General features: G+C 40.3%; 20 protein-coding genes. 11 read left to right on the forward strand and 9 right to left on the reverse strand.

From position 1 onward, the window contains the following. Window positions 1-62: 62 nt before the first annotated feature. Window positions 63-539, reverse strand: a complete 477-nt coding sequence (locus tag L3V38_RS01700; RefSeq protein ID WP_130150521.1) for a DUF4234 domain-containing protein — start codon at window positions 537-539, stop codon at window positions 63-65. Between the two features lie 219 nt (window positions 540-758). Here L3V38_RS01700 and L3V38_RS20255 point away from each other — a divergent pair, with 219 nt between their 5' ends. Then, on the forward strand, window positions 759-953 hold the full coding sequence (locus tag L3V38_RS20255; protein WP_237118172.1) for a hypothetical protein: 195 nt from the start codon (window positions 759-761) through the stop codon (window positions 951-953). On the opposite strand, the gene L3V38_RS01710 is transcribed toward L3V38_RS20255, so the two are convergent. Both L3V38_RS01710 and L3V38_RS01715 read right to left on the reverse strand, forming a co-directional pair. After that, window positions 950-3,187, reverse strand: coding sequence for an EAL domain-containing protein (locus L3V38_RS01710; RefSeq protein WP_237118173.1), 2,238 nt, complete (start codon window positions 3,185-3,187; stop codon window positions 950-952). The genes L3V38_RS20255 and L3V38_RS01710 overlap by 4 nt on opposite strands. A gap of 53 nt (window positions 3,188-3,240) precedes the next feature. Continuing rightward, entirely contained in the window at window positions 3,241-5,961 is a 2,721-nt protein-coding gene (locus tag L3V38_RS01715) for an insulinase family protein (protein ID WP_237118174.1), read from the reverse strand. A 190-nt stretch (window positions 5,962-6,151) separates the two neighbouring features. Here L3V38_RS01715 and sixA point away from each other — a divergent pair, with 190 nt between their 5' ends. The 4 genes from sixA to L3V38_RS01735 are packed head-to-tail and all read left to right on the forward strand — an operon-like array spanning window position 6,152 to window position 8,218. After that, on the forward strand, window positions 6,152-6,628 hold the full coding sequence (gene sixA, locus L3V38_RS01720) for a phosphohistidine phosphatase SixA (protein WP_130150525.1): 477 nt from the start codon (window positions 6,152-6,154) through the stop codon (window positions 6,626-6,628). A gap of 48 nt (window positions 6,629-6,676) precedes the next feature. Next, a complete protein-coding gene (locus L3V38_RS01725) occupies window positions 6,677-7,027 on the forward strand; it encodes a RidA family protein (protein ID WP_237118175.1) in 351 nt (116 codons plus the stop codon). Further along, window positions 7,008-7,487 (forward strand): ASCH domain-containing protein, encoded by a 480-nt coding sequence (locus L3V38_RS01730; RefSeq protein ID WP_237118176.1) that lies wholly within the window; start codon window positions 7,008-7,010, stop codon window positions 7,485-7,487. The genes L3V38_RS01725 and L3V38_RS01730 overlap by 20 nt, the downstream gene beginning before the upstream one ends. Further along, the gene (locus L3V38_RS01735) at window positions 7,484-8,218 is read left to right on the forward strand and encodes an SDR family oxidoreductase (protein WP_237118177.1); all 735 of its coding nucleotides are present in this window, start codon (window positions 7,484-7,486) and stop codon (window positions 8,216-8,218) included. The genes L3V38_RS01730 and L3V38_RS01735 overlap by 4 nt, the downstream gene beginning before the upstream one ends. Before the next feature lie 2 nt (window positions 8,219-8,220). Here L3V38_RS01735 and L3V38_RS01740 read toward each other — a convergent pair whose 3' ends face one another. Beyond that, window positions 8,221-9,141: an AEC family transporter gene (locus L3V38_RS01740; protein ID WP_237118178.1), complete on the reverse strand. Its 921-nt coding sequence runs from the start codon at window positions 9,139-9,141 to the stop codon at window positions 8,221-8,223. 24 nt (window positions 9,142-9,165) lie between these two features. Beyond that, on the reverse strand, window positions 9,166-9,723 hold the full coding sequence (gene smrB, locus L3V38_RS01745; protein WP_237118179.1) for an endonuclease SmrB: 558 nt from the start codon (window positions 9,721-9,723) through the stop codon (window positions 9,166-9,168). 101 nt (window positions 9,724-9,824) lie between these two features. On the opposite strand from smrB, the gene prmB reads away from it, so the two are divergent. Together prmB and aroC are read left to right on the forward strand one after the other, a co-directional pair. Further along, window positions 9,825-10,760: a 50S ribosomal protein L3 N(5)-glutamine methyltransferase gene (gene prmB, locus L3V38_RS01750; RefSeq protein ID WP_237118180.1), complete on the forward strand. Its 936-nt coding sequence runs from the start codon at window positions 9,825-9,827 to the stop codon at window positions 10,758-10,760. Between the two features lie 65 nt (window positions 10,761-10,825). Continuing rightward, window positions 10,826-11,926 carry a chorismate synthase gene (aroC, locus tag L3V38_RS01755; RefSeq protein WP_130150531.1) on the forward strand — a complete coding sequence of 367 codons (1,101 nt, stop codon included), beginning with the start codon at window positions 10,826-10,828 and terminating at the stop codon, window positions 11,924-11,926. Between the two features lie 85 nt (window positions 11,927-12,011). Here aroC and L3V38_RS01760 read toward each other — a convergent pair whose 3' ends face one another. Further along, complete coding sequence (locus tag L3V38_RS01760; RefSeq protein WP_237118181.1) at window positions 12,012-13,166, reverse strand: lipase family protein; 1,155 nt, start codon at window positions 13,164-13,166, stop codon at window positions 12,012-12,014. An 11-nt stretch (window positions 13,167-13,177) separates the two neighbouring features. Continuing rightward, window positions 13,178-13,792: a DUF4198 domain-containing protein gene (locus L3V38_RS01765; RefSeq protein ID WP_237118182.1), complete on the reverse strand. Its 615-nt coding sequence runs from the start codon at window positions 13,790-13,792 to the stop codon at window positions 13,178-13,180. Window positions 13,793-14,098: 306 nt separating this feature from the next. On the opposite strand from L3V38_RS01765, the gene L3V38_RS01770 reads away from it, so the two are divergent. The 3 genes from L3V38_RS01770 to L3V38_RS01780 all read left to right on the forward strand — a co-directional run bounded on the left by L3V38_RS01770 (window position 14,099) and on the right by L3V38_RS01780 (window position 15,384). Continuing rightward, entirely contained in the window at window positions 14,099-14,443 is a 345-nt protein-coding gene (locus L3V38_RS01770) for a hypothetical protein (protein ID WP_237118183.1), read from the forward strand. A 122-nt stretch (window positions 14,444-14,565) separates the two neighbouring features. Further along, window positions 14,566-14,913, forward strand: coding sequence for a hypothetical protein (locus tag L3V38_RS01775; protein WP_237118184.1), 348 nt, complete (start codon window positions 14,566-14,568; stop codon window positions 14,911-14,913). Window positions 14,914-15,036: 123 nt separating this feature from the next. Beyond that, window positions 15,037-15,384, forward strand: coding sequence for a hypothetical protein (locus tag L3V38_RS01780; protein WP_237118185.1), 348 nt, complete (start codon window positions 15,037-15,039; stop codon window positions 15,382-15,384). Between the two features lie 89 nt (window positions 15,385-15,473). Here L3V38_RS01780 and L3V38_RS01785 read toward each other — a convergent pair whose 3' ends face one another. Continuing rightward, window positions 15,474-17,480 carry a fused MFS/spermidine synthase gene (locus L3V38_RS01785; RefSeq protein ID WP_237118186.1) on the reverse strand — a complete coding sequence of 669 codons (2,007 nt, stop codon included), beginning with the start codon at window positions 17,478-17,480 and terminating at the stop codon, window positions 15,474-15,476. 130 nt (window positions 17,481-17,610) lie between these two features. Here L3V38_RS01785 and L3V38_RS01790 point away from each other — a divergent pair, with 130 nt between their 5' ends. Further along, complete coding sequence (locus tag L3V38_RS01790) at window positions 17,611-19,614, forward strand: winged helix-turn-helix domain-containing protein (protein ID WP_237118187.1); 2,004 nt, start codon at window positions 17,611-17,613, stop codon at window positions 19,612-19,614. Between the two features lie 14 nt (window positions 19,615-19,628). Here L3V38_RS01790 and L3V38_RS01795 read toward each other — a convergent pair whose 3' ends face one another. Then, a complete protein-coding gene (locus L3V38_RS01795) occupies window positions 19,629-20,468 on the reverse strand; it encodes a LysR family transcriptional regulator (protein WP_237118188.1) in 840 nt (279 codons plus the stop codon). Window positions 20,469-20,561 lie beyond the last annotated feature (93 nt).

The raw sequence follows: 20,561 nt of genomic DNA on the forward strand, positions 1-20,561 counted from the left end.
CGGGACACATAGTAAAAAGGCATTAAAATTTAATGCCTTTTTCATTATGAAATTAAAGTAGCTTATTGCTGTCTATCAATTGCTTCATTAATCTTGTATTGGAAGTAAATAACGTTAAAGAAGAACGTTAAAATACCATTTAATTTTACAGGCTCAGCGCTACCTTCATTAATTAATTCTGTGAGTGAAGTACGGAGTGAGAAAATTAAAATAATGGCTACGACAAATGAGGCTAGCGACACAATAAAGCCGAGCTCAGGTAAAATACCGGCTATTGATAAAACAAGGTTAACCACATACAGCGCCACATAGCCATAAACTAGTCCTTGAGCTATTTGGTTTTTCGCCAGTGAGTTTGCTTTGTTTGTTCTATTTACAAGCCAATACACACTGTAGATACCTAATGTGATGATACTTAAAAAGAACACGCCCCATGCTGAGAAGCGGTCAAAGTTCAAAATGGGTTTGTTGCTACCATCGTTATTTTGTGTAAGGTTTGCTTCCGGTGCCTCGTAGACGTTTGCAGTATTGTCAGACATGATGTCTCCTAATCATTTTTGTTTATTCCTTATGTGCATCAATGCACGTTCCTATTTTAACAATTCTGACCGCTTTGTATATAAATAATACAATTTTTTATTAGGTTTATGTTTGATATTTAAGAATATAATCTGCCTTTATACTGGCTATTTACATCCTAACGTTTTCACTGCTGCTTAAGTTATGTACACTGCGCGCTTATAACTGTGGGGGCTATTGTGTTTTTTGTTTGTGTGAGTTGTGTATTTATTTTTGTAATGTATTTAGAGTCCGTTTCAAAAGGCATGCCTGTTAAACGATGGGTATTTTTAGGTGGGGCGCTAGGCCCTGTTGCTTGGTGCTTGTTTAACATACATTATCGACGTGCATTGATACGTCATATCGGCTTACAAGCGTGCAGCTGGCGACCTTAAACTTCAACGCTTCTTAATAAACTGGGCGCTGATTTATTACGCTGTTTTTTCAAAAAAGCTGTGAACTCAGGTTGTGACAGGGGTTTTGAGTAGTAATAACCTTGTACTGTTTGGCAATTTAATTGCTCTAACATCGCTATTTGCTCTGCTTTTTCAACACCTTCAGCAACAACATGTAAGTCAAGGTTGTGTGCAATGGTAACGATAGAGTCGACCATATTACGGCCACGTTCTGATTGCATGTCGTCTATAAAAGCTTTATCAACTTTTAAAGTATTGAGTGGGAACTGCTTTAAGTAAGCCAACGATGAGTAACCCGTACCAAAGTCATCCATTGCTAAGTGTATACCTCTGGCACTAAGAGAACGCATCACTGAAATTGCTTCATTAGGATCGTCCATTACCGTTCCTTCGGTTATTTCGAGCTCTAAAAAGTAAGAGGGTAGTTCATTCTTTTGTAAAATTACATCAATGCGAGTCGTTAAATCAGGTAAGCTAAATTGCTTTGCTGATAGGTTTACAGCGACACGACCATTAAATAACCCTTGGTCGATCCATGTCTTCACATCACGACAGGCTTTATTAAGCACCACTTCACCGATTTCAATAATTTGCCCCGTTTCTTCTGCGATAGGAATAAACATTCCTGGGCTGATAATCCCCTTTTTAGGTGTGATGAAACGCACAAGTGCTTCCATACCATCCAATTTGCCGGTGCGAATATTCATTTTGGGTTGATAATAAACTTCAAAATGATCTTCTTTTAATCCGTAACGCATTAGGTTTTCTATTTGCAGACGTTTAACGGCTTGGCGGTTCATTGTGTCGTTAAAGAATAAGTAACTATTGCCTTTTTTCTTAGCGTGGTACATCGCTGTATCGGCATTTTTTAATAAAAGCTCAGGTGTATTGCCATCTTCAGGGAACAGTACGATACCAACACTCGAGGTGATTACTAGCTCATGGCCTGCCATGTTAAAAGGTGTGGCAATCGCTGCTAAAAACAGTTTTGCCATCCGTGTAATCGTATGAATGTCGTTGGTGCCTGACATAACAAGTGCAAACTCATCACCACCAAGGCGATAAAATACGTCTTTTTCACGGGTGAGCTTATTTAATCTCATGGCCAATTTGGCGAGCAGGCTGTCACCAAGTTGATGGCCTAAGGAATCATTGATCTTTTTGAAGTTATCCAAGTCAAATACTAATAGGGCATGATGATTATCTTGTTTGGCGAGCTTTTTAAGATTAGTAAAAAATAAATTACGGTTAGGCAAGCCGGTAGTACGGTCTCGGTTTGATAAATTATGTAACTGTGACTCAGCTTTTTTGCGTTCTGTTTGGTCAGAATAAACCACAACGTAATTACATATTTGATTATGCTCGTTTTTGATTTCGTCGATAGAAATCTCTATGGGGAGTAACTGTCGTTGTGCATTTCTAAGCTTAACTTCTTGCTGCCAGTGTTCTGTAGCTCTAACCGTTGCTTTTATTTCATCTACGTAGCTTTGATCATAGCCAAAAAGAGCAAAATCTTTCTTTAGATATTGCTCTCGAGTACCACCAAAAAGGGTCAAAAAGCTGGGGTTTAAATCAACTAATTTAAAGTTTTTATCGTAAATTGCGATGGCATCAGTCAGTGACTCAACACATTTTGCAAATAGGTTTAAACGTGCTTCTGTGGATTTGAGCTGTGATATGTCACGTACGGTGCCAGTCATACGTAGGGGGTTAAGATTGACATCTTTTTCAATAATCTTTCCGCGGTCGAGTACCCAATGCCAACGCTCTAAGCTGTCTTTTATACGATAGCTTGCTTCAAAAAAAGCAGTGTGTTCAGCAAAGTGTTTTTTAAGGGCTTTTTCAACATGTTGTAAATCATGAGGGTGGATTAAATCACGGTTGGGCGGGAAGCCTGCTGCGTTATTCGTATCGGTGGTATATTTATCGTTTATACGAATAACTTCACCTGTTTTTATATTCCAGTCCCACAGAGTATCACCGCTGCCTTCTACGGTACTTTTTAATCTATGTTCTGAAATACGAAGTTGATGGCGTGAGCGTTTGAGCTTATAAATAACGAATAGCAAATACGGTAATAACAGCAGCATTATAGAGCTAGGTATAAGCAATAGGGTGCTTTGCTCTAGCTCTATAGGGCTTGCTGCGGCTGAAAATATACCGGCCATATTGAGTGTTAGAAATACAGAAATCATTGTTATTATTTTTGTCATTAATGCAATACCTTAATTCGCACCAGATAATTTAATCTAAGCTCGCAAGCGAGTCAAAGAGAATGCGAAGAAAGGGTTGTTTTTGACTGTTTTTTGATTGCTTTATCACTTAACAGCTCTATTCGAGGTCGCGATTCGGTAAATGTCTCTTTTATGTATTGTTGCATTTGCTTTAAGCTCAGTTTATCAAGCTCAACAAGAAGTTGTTGCTGCATATTAAACTTACTATCTCGATTACCAATTGCTAACCAGAGCCTTTGTGAGCGAAGACGAAGATTTTTATCTTTTTCTGCTATATGTGTAATTAATCCAGCTTTTGTATCTTGCCATTGTTGCTCATCTAAAGAATCAATGTGCTGTAGATAGTTACTTATAAAATGCTGATGACGGATGAGTATTTCGTCAGCGGTGTGTTTTGGAGACTGAACATAAAACGCAATGCCAGCACGCGTATTAAAAGGTGCGTAGCCAGCCCCCACTAAATAACCAAGTTGTTGCTTGGTTCTAAGCTCATTAAAATAGTCTTGATTGATAAGGTGATTTAACACCATCATCTTTACTTTTTCAGCTGTGTCATCAGTCAGCGCTTGGTAATAGAGAACCATGGCGTGGTCATTACAATTTAGCTCAACGCGTTGCTGCTCGACATCTGTTATATCGTTAAGAGGGCGTGTTAGGTCGATAATTTTAGTGCAACCTGCTAAATGATCCGCCACTTGTTTTTGAAAAGCCAGTGCATCACTACGCTGCCAATTACCATGTAAAAACGACTCTACGTGTAGCGCTTTAAAGAATTCATGTCTGAAACAATTAAATTGATGAAAACTTGTATCTCTTAAAGCTTGTGCAAGTGCATTCGGTTCTGGGTTCCACGGCATCATTTTAGCACCTAAGATACTGAATAACTCGCTTACCGGCTTGTTTTGATTACTATTACGCCAATGCCTCACAAGTTGCTTTTTATATTCAGCAAAACGTTTTGCGCATATTTCTACACTAAATAAGGCTTCGAGTAGTTCATCAACCAGTTCAAGCTGACTTGATGATAAGCCTGCAGTATGAAGCGTTAGGCCACCCTGGTGAGAGGTTAAATGATAACTTAAGCCTGCCAGCTCGGCAGGGTAAAATTGCTCAGCGACACTATCCATAAATAAATCAGCAAACAGCCGAGTTAAAGCCATATGCTTGACATCTTTAATGGCATAGTGCGAGTCCATCGCTAAGTAAAAATGCCCCTTAGCAACGCGAAAAGTCGCATCCTGCTTAAACCAAAAATCAAAGCCTTCTTGTTTTATCAGTAACTCAGGCGTTTTTTTAGGTTCATCCAGTGCTAAAAGTTCAACATTCTTCGTTAGATAGGGGTTGGCAACAGGCAAACTCATTTCAGGTAATGGGGTGTTAATTTCACTTAATGCATCAAGCCAGCAAGGTGATATATTTTCGATTTTATAAGGCGTATTGTACCAAGCCGTGGTGTTTTCCGGCTCTACATCTGGATGTATGAGTACAAGGCGCATATTATCTGGCGTTAACCATTGCATTGCAATTTCATGCGCGCAGTGATTAAAGCCTTCCATGAGGTAATCACCTTGCACGTAGTTGGCTTCATCATAGTGTTGCATGTTAATGCTTAAACCACTTACCCAATCTATAAGTCGGGCTTTCTCTTGATTATCAAAGGCAATCTGCAGCAAATTCTTCTTATCTTGATAAAGCCTTGGTAACTTGTCACAGTTTTGGTTTATCAGACAAATGTATTCGAATACCATTTCAACAATATCTTCGTAGTATTCAATACCTTCATCGGTCAGTGCCATACTGATATTGAAGTCTTTGAAGTTACTGCCGTTTATACCACCGCCTGCTGAGAGTGCGTTGATCCAACCTTGCTCTTTTAAAATTGAGTAAAGTGAGCCTTTTCCCTCATAACCTAACAAGTGAGCAATAAAGCTCACCGTTTTATGGCGATAAAAATCATCAATATTTGGCATAGCAAAGCTAATGATGAGCTTTTGCATGTGCTTATGCGGCTCAATGTGCAGCACTTTACCTAAGTCTTGTTTGCGATAAAGTGGCTGTTCAATAATTTCTTTGCTTTTGGGCTGACCTTTAACCTCGCTGAAATAGTGCTTCACCCAGTTGGTCATTGTCGCAATATCTTCATTACTACAGATCACCAGTGTCATCCACTGAGCTTGGTAATGGCTGTTGAAAAAAGCGCGTAGCTCGTCACTTATGCAGCCTTCGCGATCTGCCAAGGTTTGCTGGTTACCAACCGAAAATTTAGCAAAGGGATGTGCAGGGTTTACCGTTTCTTTATGGGCTTGGTAGATGCGTCTGCCATCATCTTTGATCTTTAATTTAAATTCCGCATCAATCGCGTTACGCTCTTTGGCTGTCTCTTTTGGGCTTAATAGTGGGGCAATAAAAAAGCGGCTAAATTGAGCGAGGGCTTCAGAAAACTGATGATTATTAATATCAAAAAAGTAACAAGAGTGCTCAGTGCCTGTCCATGCGTTAGTGTTACCACCAGACTGTGATACAAAATTAGAAAACCCACCAGACTCAGGGTATAGGTCAGTGCCTAAAAAAAGCATATGCTCTAAAAAGTGTGCAAGGCCCTGCCTATCAAGGGGATCGTCAAAGTGACCTGCATTAATTGCCATTGATGCCGCTGATTTAGTTGATTCTAAGTCTTGCACTAAAAGTACTTTTAGACCATTGTCCAGTGTGAGGGGGTGGTATGTTCTGTTATCATTGCGGCTGATATTCAAAAGGTGCTCCTGAAGAATGCGTTAATGTCCTAACAACAGATGATAAATCAGGAACGCTAAAGGCACTGCAACGAAAATCTACCTGAATATCATAAGAGGATGTTTAATGTGTTTTGTGATGATATTCTAATATAGCGGACAATCAAGCAAACTGGCTACTGTTTTATATTCTTTAATCGGTTGATTTTTTATGAAAACAATCTTAATCATGCGCCATGGCGAAGCAACGCCAATGCAAGCAGATGATGCAGCAAGACAACTGACAACTACGGGGCAACAGGAAGCCAGTAAAATGGGGCAATGGTTAGCAATAAATTATAAACCAGATGCGTTATTGGTAAGCCCTTACATACGTGCCCAGCAAACTGCGAAAGCAGCAACGCAAAGTAATCCATTACAATTTAGTGAAACCTGTAATGACATAATTCCAGATGGTACTCCTCAAGTTGCTGCTGACTACCTTGAAACTCTAATCGCCATGCACCCAGAATGCTCAACTTGGTTGGTTGTTGCACACATGCCAATTGTTAGTTACTTGGTTGACCAATTGAGCCCTGGTAACATGCCGATTTTTAACACAGGTGCTATTGCTGTTATTGAATATGACGATACCAAGCAGCGCAGTCATTACTTAAGTATTCACTCACCTAATAACGTCGAAATATAAGTATGAATTTGCTAGATTCATGTTTTTATCAACTATTGAATTAAAATTATGACAATCGAACGTTTACAAACTGGTGCGCGCATGAGCCGTATCGTCAAGCATAATGATACGGTGTACCTTTGTGGCCAAGTGTGTGCAGATGCAGAAAAAGATATCAGCGAACAAACTCAAACCATGCTAGATAAGGTAGAAGTTTTACTTATTGAAGCGGGGAGTAGCAAAGAGCATATGCTAAGCGCCACAATCTACCTGAAAAGTATGGAATACTTTGCAGCGATGAACGCAGTTTGGGATGCATGGGTACCACAAGGTCATGCGCCAGCACGTGCCTGTGTAGAGGCAAAAATGGCGCGCGATGCACTGCTTGTAGAGATTTCGGTTGTTGCAGCCGTTAAGTAACGAGCAGCGTAAGGTGCAGTTGATTGCTCGCTTTAATGAGCAATCAGGGCGTGCCGTTGTTAAACTACCACATTGGCATTTTTGCGATAATGAGCAAGATGCCAATGACTGCGCATTACTTGTTTTAAAAGGTATAAAACAAGCAACAACCTCTTCACTGTATTGGTTTAAAGCCAATGACGAAGCTTTACCTCAAGTTGGCGACCTAGCTATTTTTACTAATTGGCAAGAACAGCCCTTAGGCATTATTGAAACCATCGCGGTAACTATTACGCCATTTAACCAAATCACAGACGAATATGCTGCATTAGAGGGGGAGGGCGACAAAAGCCTCGCTTATTGGCAGCGTGTGCATTGGAATTATTATCAGCGAGAGCTAGCAGGTACAGGTTATCAATGCCATCCTGAAATGCCTTTAGTATGTGAGCAGTTTAAATTGGTATTTAAGGAGTCAGAATGAGTTCGAACCCTGTGGTTCTTATTACTGGAGGCGGCCGTGGTATTGGCGCTGCAACGGCTAAGTTATTTGCCGAGCAAGGTTATGACGTGTGTATTAACTATAAGTCAGATCAAGCAAGTGCAGAGCAGGTCGCTGATGAGATAAAAACGCTTGGCGTGAATGCCTATTTGTTCCAAGCCGATATCGCTGATGAGCAGCAAGTACTCGCCATGTTCGCCAAATTAGATGAGCAGGTTGCGCGCTTAGACGTTTTAATTAATAACGCGGCGATGATGCAACCACAAATGCCGCTATTAAAGATGAATGCAAAGCGTATTAACGCCATTTTAAGCTGCAATGTTACAGGCGCATTTTTGTGTGCGCGAGAAGCAATTAAACGAATGGATAAAGGCAGTATTGTGAACGTTTCATCGGGGGCTTCACGAACAGGTTCGCCAAATGAATATTTAGACTATGCCGCATCCAAAGGTGCACTTGATACCTTTACTATTGGCCTTGCCAAAGAAGTAGCCAGTAAAGGTATTCGGGTAAACGCGGTAAGACCAGGTCTTATTTATACCGATATGCACCGTGATGGTGGTGAAGTAAACAGAGTTGATCGTTTAAAATCAAAGTTACCCCTTGGTCGTGGTGGGGAAGCCGCTGAAGTGGCGTCGGCAATTTACTTTTTAGCAAGTGAGCAAGCCTCATTCACAACGGGCAGTTTTATCGATGTGTCGGGTGGTTTATAAAACTAAAGCAATATACTTAACCAAACACTAAAGCTGACTACACTCAATACCGTTGAGAGCACCACAGTACTTGCGAGCGTCGCTTGATGCTGCTTAATTTGATTGGCGATTAGGTAAGCGTTGACCCCTAAAGGAGAGGCGCTTAAAAGCACTAAAACGTTCAGTAATGATTGCTCTAGATGGAACACACTGCCTGCAAAAAAGTAGACTCCGCACGGTAACACGGCAAGCTTGATGATGGTTGCGATAAGTGATGCTTGTAAGTTGTCGGCCACTTTATAAAACGCAAGGTTCGCTCCTAATACGAATAACGCACAGGCAATGGCAGGTTTAGCAAGTAAGCTGAGGCCATTTACTAAATCATCAAAAAGTGTAAAACCAAGTAGGTTTACAGCAAGGCCGCTACTGATGCTTAATACCACAGGGTTCAGCAGCATGTTTTTAGCAAATGTTCGCCAAGAGAATGTTTGCTGCGATTTAGCGCTGAGCAAAAAGGTGAGGGTAAACAAAAGTGCGCTATGAAAAGTAATGATCATAAACACAATGCCGACCATCTGTTGCCCAAGTGCAGCAATAATAATCGGCAAACCTACCAGTACCGTATTTGAGTAACTACTGCCAAGGGCAAATACAGCATGACGTGACGGCGCAGAGTGCTTAGTAATGAGGTAGCGGTTAATAACATAGCCAAGGGTATAAATAGCCAATACCGGGATGTAAAAGCTCATAAATCCCGCTATAGATACACTATTATGTAAATTGGCTTGGGCCATATTTAAAAATAGAAAAGCAGGTACACTGATATAAAAAGTAAACTTACTTAGCCCTGCTATATGCTCTTTCGATAAAAACGTGCTTCGCGAGCTGATGTAACCACTTAACACGATAAAAATCAGTGGAAAGATAATCGAAAAAATATGCACTTTAGGCCTTATGACAAGAAAACGTTAGCGTCTGAACTCATCACTTTGTGGAAGATTAATTAAAATAAGTACCGCCCCTTTACCACCAAATTCAAGAGGTGCTTGGTGCATCGCAATCACATCAGGGTGCTGCACTAAATATTGCGGTACCTTGTGTTTAAGTATGCGCTCACCAATGCCATGCACAACACAAGCGCAATAGTAATGCTGCTTTTTACACTCATGAATTAAACCTGCCAACTCATCTTTGGCTAATTCTTTATTCAAGCCATGTAAATCAAGGGTTAAATCAGGTGGGTAATCTCCACGGCGAAGTTGCTTTGCTAAAAAGCTATCGTGACCTGGCTTGACATAACTGACGGTGCCGTGAGTGTCGATATCTGGTACATATTCATCAGAAAAGAAAAATTCTGCCTGATGTTGCTTTTTTTGCTGGGAAAATTGCTTCGCTTGTGACACTTTAGGCTTATTGGTGAATCGAATAGTGTCTTGTTTAAATGCTTTGGCACCACTGATACTCTGACGAAATAAGTCAATATCGTCAGTGCTAATGTGGTTGTTGTCGTGGGGATCTTTTTTCATGGCGGCAGTCTAAACAAAAAAACGCTAAAAATCGAGTAAAAACCAACTGAAAAGACGGTACAATACGCGTCAGAACAGACTTTGAAAGTTAAGGAACATACATGAACCATTTCCAGATAGAAGACGCAATTTTAGACGAGGCAATTGCAGAACTTTCAACGTTGCATGATTGGTTACGTTGGACAACCAGTCAATTTGCCAGCAGTGGTATTTTCTTTGGGCACGGCACAGACAACGCGTGGGATGAAGCTGTTAGCCTGTTATTGCCAGCGCTAAGCTTGCCAATCGACGCGCCAAAAGAGCTAATGCATGCGCGTTTAACCAGCACCGAGAAAAACCGTTTAGCTGAACTAATTGCAGAGCGTATTAATGATTGTACGCCAGTACCGTACCTGACCAACACCGCATGGTTTGCAGGTATGCCGTTTTATGTTGATGAGCGCGTGTTAATTCCACGTTCGCCATTTGCAGAGTTAATTAACAACCGCTTTGCACCTTGGTTAGAAGAGCCAAGCTCAGTATCGCGCATTCTTGATTTATGTACCGGCTCTGCATGTATCGCTATTGCACTTGCACAAGCATTTGAAGATGCACAGGTTGATGCGGTTGATATTTCTTATGAGGCGCTCGAAGTTGCTGATATTAATATCAGCGATTACATGCTAAATGACCGTGTACTGCCAATTCAGTCAGACGTGTTTAGTGGTGTTCCGGGTCAAAAATATGACCTGATCGTAGCTAACCCACCGTATGTTGATGCTGAAGATATGGCTGATTTACCACGTGAATTCCATCACGAGCCAGAGCTTGGTTTAGCATCGGGTCACGATGGTCTTGATGTTACTCGCACCATCCTAGCGGAAGCTGCTGAGCATCTAACTGATAACGGTTTGTTATTTGTCGAAGTTGGTAACTCTATGGTACATATGGAAGAGCTGTACCCAGGTGCGCCGTTTGAGTGGGTTGAATTCGAACAAGGTGGCCTTGGCGTGTTTGTAATCAGCAAACAGCAGCTTGTTAACTATTTCGCAGATTAACAGCAGATTTTAAAAGCCGAGCCTGAGGGCTCGGTCTCAGTAGTCATTAGGAATGAGGAAAATTAATGGCAGGTAATAGCATCGGACAACTATTTAAAGTGTCCACCTTTGGTGAGAGCCACGGCGTTGCATTAGGCGGCGTTGTTGATGGCACCCCAGCAGGTCTTGAAATTAGCGAGGCCGATTTACAAATTGATTTAGACCGTCGTAAGCCGGGGCAAAGTCGTTATACAACACAGCGCCGTGAAAGTGACGAAGTAAAAATTCTTTCAGGTGTGTTCGAAGGTAAAACCACAGGTACTAGCATTGGTTTACTGATTGAAAACACTGATCAACGTTCAAAAGATTACGGCAAAATTGCCGATGTATTTCGCCCTGGTCATGGTGATTATACCTATTGGCATAAGTACGGTATCCGTGATTACCGAGGTGGTGGTCGCTCTTCTGCTCGTGAAACTGCGATTCGTGTAGCCGCGGGTGCAATTGCAAAAAAATACCTAAAACAATTTCACGGTATTGAAGTGCGTGCTTGTTTGAGCCAGCTTGGGCCAATTAAAGCTGAAGATTACAACTGGGATGAAGTGGAAAACAATGCATTTTTCTTCCCTGATACAAGCAAGTTAGACGCGCTTGATGAATATATGCGCGACCTAAAAAAACAAGGTGATTCGGTAGGCGCTAAAGTTAAAGTGGTTGCTAAAAATGTGCCTGTTGGTTTAGGTGAACCAGTATTTGATCGCCTTGATGCAGAACTTGCACATTCACTAATGAGCATTAATGCAGTAAAAGGCGTTGAGATTGGTGATGGCTTTGATGTGGTTGAGCAAAAAGGCTCTGAGCACCGTGATGAGTTAACTCCAGATGGTTTCACATCAAATCACGCAGGTGGTGTACTTGCAGGTATCTCGACAGGGCAAGACATTATTGCCTCTATCGCACTTAAGCCAACCTCAAGCATTACCATACCGGGCAACAGCATTAATACCAGCAACGAAGCGGTAGAGATGATCACCAAAGGACGTCATGATCCCTGTGTGGGCATTCGTGCAATTCCTATTGCTGAGGCGATGATGGCGATTACCTTAATGGATCACTTATTGCGCCAACGTGGTCAAAACCCACATGTAAGCCACGAACATGGACCAATCAAAGGTTCGATTGATTAGCTTGGTTTGATTTAGCAAAGAACTATAAACTTAAAACGCGGCTTGATTTGCCGCGTTTTTGATTTGGGAAGGCCTGAAAAGAAGCTTAAATACGATCAATTGCCTGTTTTGCTACCATGTATAGTTTTTTGATCATTAAACCTAATACCCAACGAATAAATTGAGCGGTTAGCTCTTTGACCTCATATGTTGCTTTACCAACAAATGCGAGCATATGCCCGATTAACCCTTTTAACTCTTCTGTAAGCTCGACAAATTTAACCACTGACTCATGTAGACAGCGGGCTAAAATATCGTAAAAAGTTAACCCGACAGTTAAACCTGCCTGTGCAGATATGAAGGCGTATTGTCCTGTTTTCTTTAAAAAAGTAATTAGGCCATTAGTAATTACTCGCTGCCAGTTAAGTGAAAACCTAACATTAAAGCGCTGATCATACTTTAATACAGTGTGGTTGTAGTGAAGCGGCTTTATGGAACTTTCCATGCTTGCGTAGTCTTTATAAGCAGCAACAGTATTAATATAACCTGGGGTATTCTCTTCCATGGAGTGAGCTCCAATACTAAAAGATGACCCTTCATTCATTGCTGTTTGATATTCGCTTGCGGTATGGCTAAACGGCCAAGCAGGTACACAAGGTATTGGATCTGCGCCATGTGTAACACGATACTGGCCAATATTATGCGCGGCAAAATGAACGGAGTGGTTTAATACAACCCGTGGCGCACCAAAGGTATATAAATTTACAGGGATCCCTTTTTCGCTTGCCCAAATTGCTGTGATCTGTGCGATAGCACCACCTAAGCTATGACCAACAAGGTGCAAGCACGTAGGTTTATGATTTTTTATATAAGCCTCAAACATGGGCTTCATACTGCTAAAGGCTTTTTCAAAACCAGAGTGTACTTCTAAATTTTTAGGTCCATGTGTAATCGCGACATTTAAATTGGTAAGCCAATCAGAGCAGGATGAAAAAGCGGTACCGCGGATACCTATAATATGATGCCCTTTAAATTGAGGTGATGCGCCTTCTGCTGTTAAGGCAAACCCTGTGGTACGGTTTAGAAGTTGGTTAATTAAGCCACCACTGACGCCTTTGATTTGATTGGTGGTGATTTTGAAATTGCTGTCAAAGTTTTGCCCGAACTCTTCTTTAAATAATGTAGATTTTCTTATATCGTATACTCTAGCAGCTACGATAGCAGCAATGTTTGGTGGTAGAACTGTTTTGACTTTTTCCATGTCAATCTTCCTTATATTTCAGTTAAATCTGTTAGATCATAATTATTTATTCGGTATTGTTTACCATTCTTTAAAAGTTTATAGGGTAAAAAATCCTCTTCCCACCTACAAATGCTTTGAGCTACGTAGTTACGATACTTATTTTTTTGATTTTTGAACTCAAATACAACATGAGGATCAGTTATTTGGCAGTTCAAGAATGACAGCTTCTTACTGTACTCCGGAATTTCATTAATACCAGCTTGAGTTGCAACCCATAAAGGAGTTAGCCCATCTTCTCTTTCAATAAAAATTTCTTGAGAAACACGATGCTCAGCAATCAACTTATTAGGTATCGAGGATAAAATTGTTTTTTTAGGGAAGTGAAAGCGCCCATTTTCATCGGTTATTGCAGCGTCTCGATGAACTTTTTCATCTATGTAGATTAATGAGCGAATTATTTCTAAGTTAGCAACTGGTTGACCATTTTCAGTCACAATGCCTTTGACTTCTGGGCTTAAAAACACTTCTTTTTTCTTTCTGAACCAGCTGAACATATCTTCTCCTTGACTAATAACTGGAAAAATAACGGCGCAAACAAGAATGAGCAAGACAACGAATCGAGGGCTTAAGCTAGGTATATTCATAGGCAGTCCTTGCACTTTTTTTAGACATTAATAAAGAATGAACGTAATGTAAAGAGTAATGTTCCTATTTTAATTGTTCGTTAGTTTGAAAAAGATAATCAGTACAGAGTTGAGGTGTTGCACTGGCATGGCAACTTCTGAAATATGTATTATTACTTTGATATGTTTGTATTTTTAGGGATACTTTTTTGTGTGTTTGACACAGCTTAATAGGTAATAAAGAGCGAAGAAAAAGTTAGGGCTGCTACTTGTTGGGGGAGACCTCTGGAGAGGGATGTACTTGGTCATACTGATAGGAATAAATAAATGAGCGGTGCTGATATTTTTCATTTATTACTGATATTTTTAGGTATCTCTTTTCTTATTTCTATGCTGTTATTTTTACGTTTTACTATTCGTCGATTAGATAAAAAAGTTAAAAAAGAGGGGAGTGGTACGCCTAGCTGGGATAGGGGAGGAATGGGGCTTCGAGTTGGCGTGTATTCAGTTGTACTGGTTCGTGGTAAAAAAGGAAGCTCCCCGATACCGGACGAAGATATAATCCTGCGTTGTGCTCGCCCTATAGATAGAGTACTTGCGTTTACTGTCGATTTAAGCCTTTTAGGGATGTTTATATTATGGCTTGCAGGGAAGTGGTTAGGATATTTTTAACCGTGCCTTTATTTGGTTATTTAGGCATGCAGCAGACTAAAATGCCCTTAGAGCTAATAATTACACGAGTCAACTAACTACAGACTGCTCTATGATAAAAGTTCAAATATGAGTTTCTTTTAATGGAAATAAAAAGTGTTTTTGAAGTTTTAAATGTAATTTTTGTATTAGGCTTTCTCATTTCGGGATTTTGTTTTACGCGCTTAACCATTCGTCATCTTGACAAAAAAATCAAAGAGGAAGGTGAAGGAACACCGTCATGGGATAGGGGCGGGATGGGCCTTAGAGTAGGTATGTATGCGGTCACACTGATAAAGAATAAGTCAGATAAAGCATCACTTACAGAGGATGAGATCATTCTACGTCATGCAAGGTCTATCGACCGTGTTCTAGCTTTTTCTATGAGTATAAGTTTAGTGGCTATATTTATATTATGGCCTTTAGGGAAATGGCTGGGCTATTTAGTTTAGTATTTGTTTTGGTTAACTTCAGCATTTAGGCATGGAGCTAGATTTAATACATGCAGTTTTTAGTAATGAGCCAACTAACTACAAGTAACTGTATTATAAAAGTTCAAATATGAGTTTCTTTTAATGGAAATGAAAAGTGTTTTTGAAGTGTTAAATGTAATTTTTTTAGTTAGTTTCTTAATTTCAGGGTTACTTTTTACACGGCTCACAATCCGTCGGTTAGATAGAAAAGTGAAAGAGGAAGGAAGCGGAACGTCAAGTTGGGACCGAGGTGGAATGGGTCTCAGAGTTGGTATGTATGCAGGAATATTAGTTCGAGGTAAGAAAGGAAAAACCCCTCTAGCAAATGAAGATATCATTTTACGCCATGCAAGACCAATAGACCGTTTTCTGGCATTTTTTATGGATATCAGCCTAATTGGTATGATTCTCCTAGGGATAACGGGGTTGTGTTTGGGATACTTTGACTAGCAATACTCTAAAGTGGCTTAGTGTTTAGAAATTAATGCAATTTAATGAGCGCGATGATTAATAAAAATCATCACGCTTTTTTATGCCTGTTAGAATTTTAATAAGGGGAGTAGGCTGTGTTTGCTATCAGTCCACATTGCCAGCTCGCTATGTGGGTAGCGTTTAATCGGCGACAAATCACTGATAGATACACGATTTAAAAAAGCCTGATTGTCAGTTAGCACCACCCAGTCTGAGCCTATGTCTGATGGGTTATAGCCTTGATAGCTAAACTTTAACAAAGCCTTATTAAAGTGTTGGCTATGTGCCTGTAATACTGGCAATAAGTCAATGTGGTTATTTGAGATATGCACAATTAATACGCCATTTTCATTGAGTCTTTGCCAATAAAGCGATATTGCTTCTTGGGTTAGTAAATGTGCAGGGATTACATCACTTGAAAATGCATCAATAATTAATACGTCAAATATTTCGCTCGCATTATTTTTTAGCGCTATACGGCCATCTCCCAAGGTCACTTTGAGCTTAGCTTCACTGTTTTCTAAGTAAGAGAAATAACGCTTTGCCATCTCGACCACAGCAGGGTTTAACTCAAAAAAGTGAATACTATCCTGCTGGTCTGCAAACCGAGCTAAAACGCCTGCACCCAAACCAATCACGCCAATGTTTAGTGCGCTGTGTTGCTTTAGTATGGCAAGTGATTTAGCGACACCAGTATGTTGGTGGTAGTAACTTTGCCCAAACTGTTGGTTTGCGTTTAATGGTTCAGAGCCATGAATCGTGGTGCCGTCAATTAAGCGCCTTTCTTTTATTGATTGAATGTTTATATCTTTAACCGCTAAATAGCCATAAAAGTTGCGGCTAGTCGCAACGTTATATTGGTTAAAGTTTACCGCTAAAAAACAATAACACGATAGCCAAACAACGGAGCTGGTTGCGAGAGTGAATTTGAGCTGTTTTGTCGTTGTTTCAGCTTTTAGTTGGAAATAACAGACAGCACTAAAAATAACGGCTAATGCAAGTAAGTACTCGTCAATTTGGACGAATAGCAATGGGGCAATGAGCGTACTGAAAAGCGAACCTAACACACCGCCAAGGGCTATATAGAAATAAAAAATCGTAAATTGCTCATTTTCAGGGGCCTTGCTTCTAAGCTCACCGTGGCAAATCATGCAGGCGGTAAATAGAATCAGGCTGTAAATTATAAGCTGGGCTAGGGCATTGAATAAGCTGCCAAAATAAAACATCAGCAGGCCTGCAAAAGCCGAAAATATAAACGCATATGCCCACTTATGACGCTGATAATTTGCTTTGTTGGCAAACGTGTAACTAAAGGTGAGCAAGTAAATTACAAGGGGCAGTGACCAAAGTAATGGCATGGGTGGAATATTAGTGCTGATCATATGCGTGGTAGATACCAACATGGCTGAGCTTAAGGCACTGAGTAACAGCCATTGACCTTTACCTTTTAATACCGTGATATGCCTAGTTTGAATTGGCGCTCTTGATATGTCGGGTGCTTTTTTTAGTAAAAATACTACAAGAAGTGTTAATAACAAGCAGTAGCTGATAAGTCCAAATAGCCAGTAGGTAGTTTGCTGCTCTAAAGAAAATAGTAATTCATAAACGAGCGGGTAGCTCATTAACGCCAGTAAAGAACCCAAGTTTGAGATGGAATACCAATGGTAAGGCACTTGTGCTGAAGCAGTTTGCACATACCACCTTTGTAAAAGCACGCTGGTGGCGCTCAGTAGAATAAATATTGGACCAATTTCTATAAATAAATTAACAAACACCGCAAGCGTAGGCGGCCACTTTGTGAGATTTGGGGCTGCAAATTTTGTCACAACAATGAGTGTGGCACAGGTGACTAAAACTATATGGGTGACTACCTGCAACTTAATATGAAAGCGACCCATGTTATGCGCATAGAAATAGCCAATAAGTAACATGACTTGATAAAACACTAAACTTGCTGACCAAATAGAGGCACCACCACCAAATTGCGGTAGAAGTTGCTTTGAAAGCATCGGCTGAATTTGAAAAATTAAAAAAGCACTGATGAAAATAGTGAGCGTTGATAAATATTTATACATTGTTTTTATTACCTATTTTGACATAACAAAAACAATCTAATAGGCAGAGCAAAGTGACAATGGAGTAACCCTTGAGTTTCTCTTAAGAAAACCTTAATCTTTGATTCGTAAATATTTATTGGAGAAGTAAGTGGCGCGTTATCGAATCGGCAAATTTGCAATTGATGAGAGTCGATGTTTAATTTCATCGCAAGATTATGAGCAAATAGTCGAGCCAAAGGTCATGGATGTATTACATACTCTTTATTTAAATAAGGGGGAAGTGGTAAGCCAAGAAGTAATCTTTGCAAAAGTATGGCCTAATGCTACCTACAACCCAAGTTCGGTACAGCGTTGTATCGCATTGCTACGAAAAGCACTCCAAGAAGATGCCAAAAATCCACAGTTTATAATTACACACCCTAAGCGCGGTTATAGCCTTGAAAAAGTAATTGAGGGGCAAGCAAAAACACTAAAAGTGCAATTTTTTCCGTTGTTAGTTGTTCTGCTAATTAGTTTTGTTGTTATTGCTTGGCAGCTAATACCTCAACAGAAAGTAAATACTCACTTCAACCTGTTAATGCCACTCACTTCGAGTGAACTAAACGAAGCTAACTTATCACTTTCACATAGTGGTAAGTACCTCGCTTTTGTGCGAGGCGATAAAGAGAGCCAACATATTTGGATTAAAGAGCTCTTAACAGAGCGAGAGGTGAGGCTGACTGAAGATGCCGCAAGCTACTACGCGTTGGGGTGGTCTACCTCCGATAATGCGATCGCGTTTGTAAAAACCTTAGACCAAACACAATCACTCAACACCTTAAGCATAGATTTATCAAGATTTCTGCCATTAGAGCAAACGACAGTGAGTGTTTTTAATGACAGCGTATTAACCAGTCATCACATAGATTGGGGGGCTGATAAGCGACTCTATTACATAGAAAAAGAGAAACAAAACAACGATACTCGACTTGTCTCACTGAATTTAAACACTAAACAAAAGACACGCTTAGTAACAGCAGCACAACAAGATTGGTTACTTGTGAGTGCGTTATCTAAAGATGGTACTAAAATCGCATTAGGCATTGAAGCTGGGCAAAACAAATACCGTATTGATGTATTTGACCTTACCAATAGAAAGTTACAAACCATTTCTATCATAGAAGATGGTATTCAAGGCTTAAGCTGGCACCCAAATAATCAAGCGTTATTAATTAGTCAACGCAATCAGCTTATTCACTTAGACCTTGGTGGTGAGCTACAGCTAATTCCATTTAATAATTATCAAATAATTCGTGATGCACAGTACACATCAAACGCTGAAGCTATTTTGATGGAGTTAGTAAATGTTGATGTGGATATTGTCAGCCAAACACGCGCTAAACCAGACACTCTGACCAAACTCGTTGATACCTCATCAATCGACTTTCTTCCCGTGTTTTCGCCAGATTCTACTCAATTTGTATTTGAGTCACATCGTTTTGGATTAAAACAATTATTTTTATACGACAATGGTAAGCAAACACGTATTTTTTCAAACCCTGATAACCATGAGTTATTTGGGATTATTTGGAGCCAAGACGCTCGACAGGTTTACACTGCAAGTAAAGATACATTATTTAAAATTGATTTAAGCAGTGGCACTTATGAATCAATTCCTCATGGTAATCATTCTTTTTATTTAAGAGAAATGTATCATAATGAAAACGCAATTCTGGTTTCTTATCGCGCAGAGGATGGACAGACATTTCACCCAGCTAAATTTGATTTAACAAGTCTAACTTTGACACCATTCACAGGCTCAGGGAAACGCTTAAGTTGCTATGGTATGGATTTAGATGAGCAAGATCAGATTTACTTTTCGAACAGTAACGAAGTGTTTCGAGTTAATAGCCATGGCGATATAGAGACTGTTTGGCAAGCAGCTAACAATGACATCATTGGTATATCTGTGAGTAACCAGCAATTAGCCGTTACCATGGAGTATGCTGATAAAGTCAGCTTTCAGCGTATTGATTTAGTAACTGCCAAAACTGAACGTTGGCAATTAGCCCAACCTAAGCAACATATGCTGATCAACAGTGCTCATGATTTAAGTGAGTTTTTATATCTTACAAAACCAATTAGAACTCGCAAATTGGTTAAACTCCAGTAGTTTATTATACTTATTTATTCCCTAATCAACTCCACAATCTGTTTTAACTGTTCATGGCGAACAGGGTTGTGGGCATGATTACCATACAGTAGAACAATATCAATCATAGGAAGGGTTGGCAGCGAGCCATCGCTGATTTCTTCCACACTCGCTTGCACACTTATTCGCGCCATACTCCCAATGGCGAGGCCTTGTTCAATTAGGCCATGTAACGCACCCACAGAGCCACAGCAGGCAACAATATTAAAACGACGCTCGGCTTTTAATAGACCCTCAATACTGGCTTGGTGAAACTTACAGTCTCGTTGAAACAAGGCGATTGGAAGTGGTGTTGAATCGTTAATCTCAAAAGCAGGGCTTTTCACCCACACGCCTTGGCTTGATTGTAATAAGTAACCTTCTTCACTGTCAGGTGAGCGAGTGGCAATTACTAAATCCAGCATGCCTTGGTCGAGCTTGGCTCTAAGCTCAGTGCTTGGGGCGCAGCTTATCTGTAAATCAAGCGCATCAAATTGTTGGTGCAGAGCATCAACAAGCTCTGGTAGTAAAGAATGGGCATAGTCGTCAGGACAGCCAATACGCACACGTAAATTACCTGTGCCTGCTTTTAATTGCTTAAACGCCTCATCATGAAGTGTGATCAGTTGCTTTGCATAACTTGCAAGCTGGTGGCCTTGCTGGGTTAGCACCAGTTGACGGCCTTGCTTTTCAAATAGCGGACTTGCAATGTCTTGTTCAAGCTTTTTCATCTGCATGCTTACCGCAGATTGAGTTCTACAAATTTGTGCTGCGGCGCGGGTAAAACTTCCCGTATCAACAAAGGCGCAAAAAGTTCTGAGGGCATCAATATCCATTATGTATCAACTTTTCTTATGGGTTGTATAAAAACTATTGGCGAGTAATTAACCGCTCGCTACTTTATAGTGAACTTAATCTACTCGTTAAAG

Origin of the sequence: Pseudoalteromonas sp. L1, assembly GCF_021728095.1 — a bacterium.
Taxonomy (GTDB): Bacteria; Pseudomonadota; Gammaproteobacteria; order Enterobacterales; family Alteromonadaceae; genus Pseudoalteromonas.

Bases quoted from the DNA above. Each gene is read 5' to 3' on its own strand.
- prmB (WP_237118180.1), top strand. From the start codon at position 9,825: ATGAACCATTTCCAGATAGAAGACGCAATTTTAGACGAGGCAATTGCA.
- L3V38_RS01710 (WP_237118173.1), bottom strand. From the start codon at position 3,187: ATGACAAAAATAATAACAATGATTTCTGTATTTCTAACACTCAATATG.
- L3V38_RS01785 (WP_237118186.1), bottom strand. From the start codon at position 17,480: ATGTATAAATATTTATCAACGCTCACTATTTTCATCAGTGCTTTTTTA.
- L3V38_RS01770 (WP_237118183.1), top strand. From the start codon at position 14,099: ATGAGCGGTGCTGATATTTTTCATTTATTACTGATATTTTTAGGTATC.
- L3V38_RS01765 (WP_237118182.1), bottom strand. From the start codon at position 13,792: ATGAATATACCTAGCTTAAGCCCTCGATTCGTTGTCTTGCTCATTCTT.
- L3V38_RS01775 (WP_237118184.1), top strand. From the start codon at position 14,566: ATGGAAATAAAAAGTGTTTTTGAAGTTTTAAATGTAATTTTTGTATTA.
- L3V38_RS01725 (WP_237118175.1), top strand. From the start codon at position 6,677: ATGACAATCGAACGTTTACAAACTGGTGCGCGCATGAGCCGTATCGTC.
- sixA (WP_130150525.1), top strand. From the start codon at position 6,152: ATGAAAACAATCTTAATCATGCGCCATGGCGAAGCAACGCCAATGCAA.
- aroC (WP_130150531.1), top strand. From the start codon at position 10,826: ATGGCAGGTAATAGCATCGGACAACTATTTAAAGTGTCCACCTTTGGT.
- smrB (WP_237118179.1), bottom strand. From the start codon at position 9,723: ATGAAAAAAGATCCCCACGACAACAACCACATTAGCACTGACGATATT.
- L3V38_RS01700 (WP_130150521.1), bottom strand. From the start codon at position 539: ATGTCTGACAATACTGCAAACGTCTACGAGGCACCGGAAGCAAACCTT.
- L3V38_RS01795 (WP_237118188.1), bottom strand. From the start codon at position 20,468: ATGGATATTGATGCCCTCAGAACTTTTTGCGCCTTTGTTGATACGGGA.
- L3V38_RS01735 (WP_237118177.1), top strand. From the start codon at position 7,484: ATGAGTTCGAACCCTGTGGTTCTTATTACTGGAGGCGGCCGTGGTATT.
- L3V38_RS01760 (WP_237118181.1), bottom strand. From the start codon at position 13,166: ATGGAAAAAGTCAAAACAGTTCTACCACCAAACATTGCTGCTATCGTA.
- L3V38_RS01780 (WP_237118185.1), top strand. From the start codon at position 15,037: ATGGAAATGAAAAGTGTTTTTGAAGTGTTAAATGTAATTTTTTTAGTT.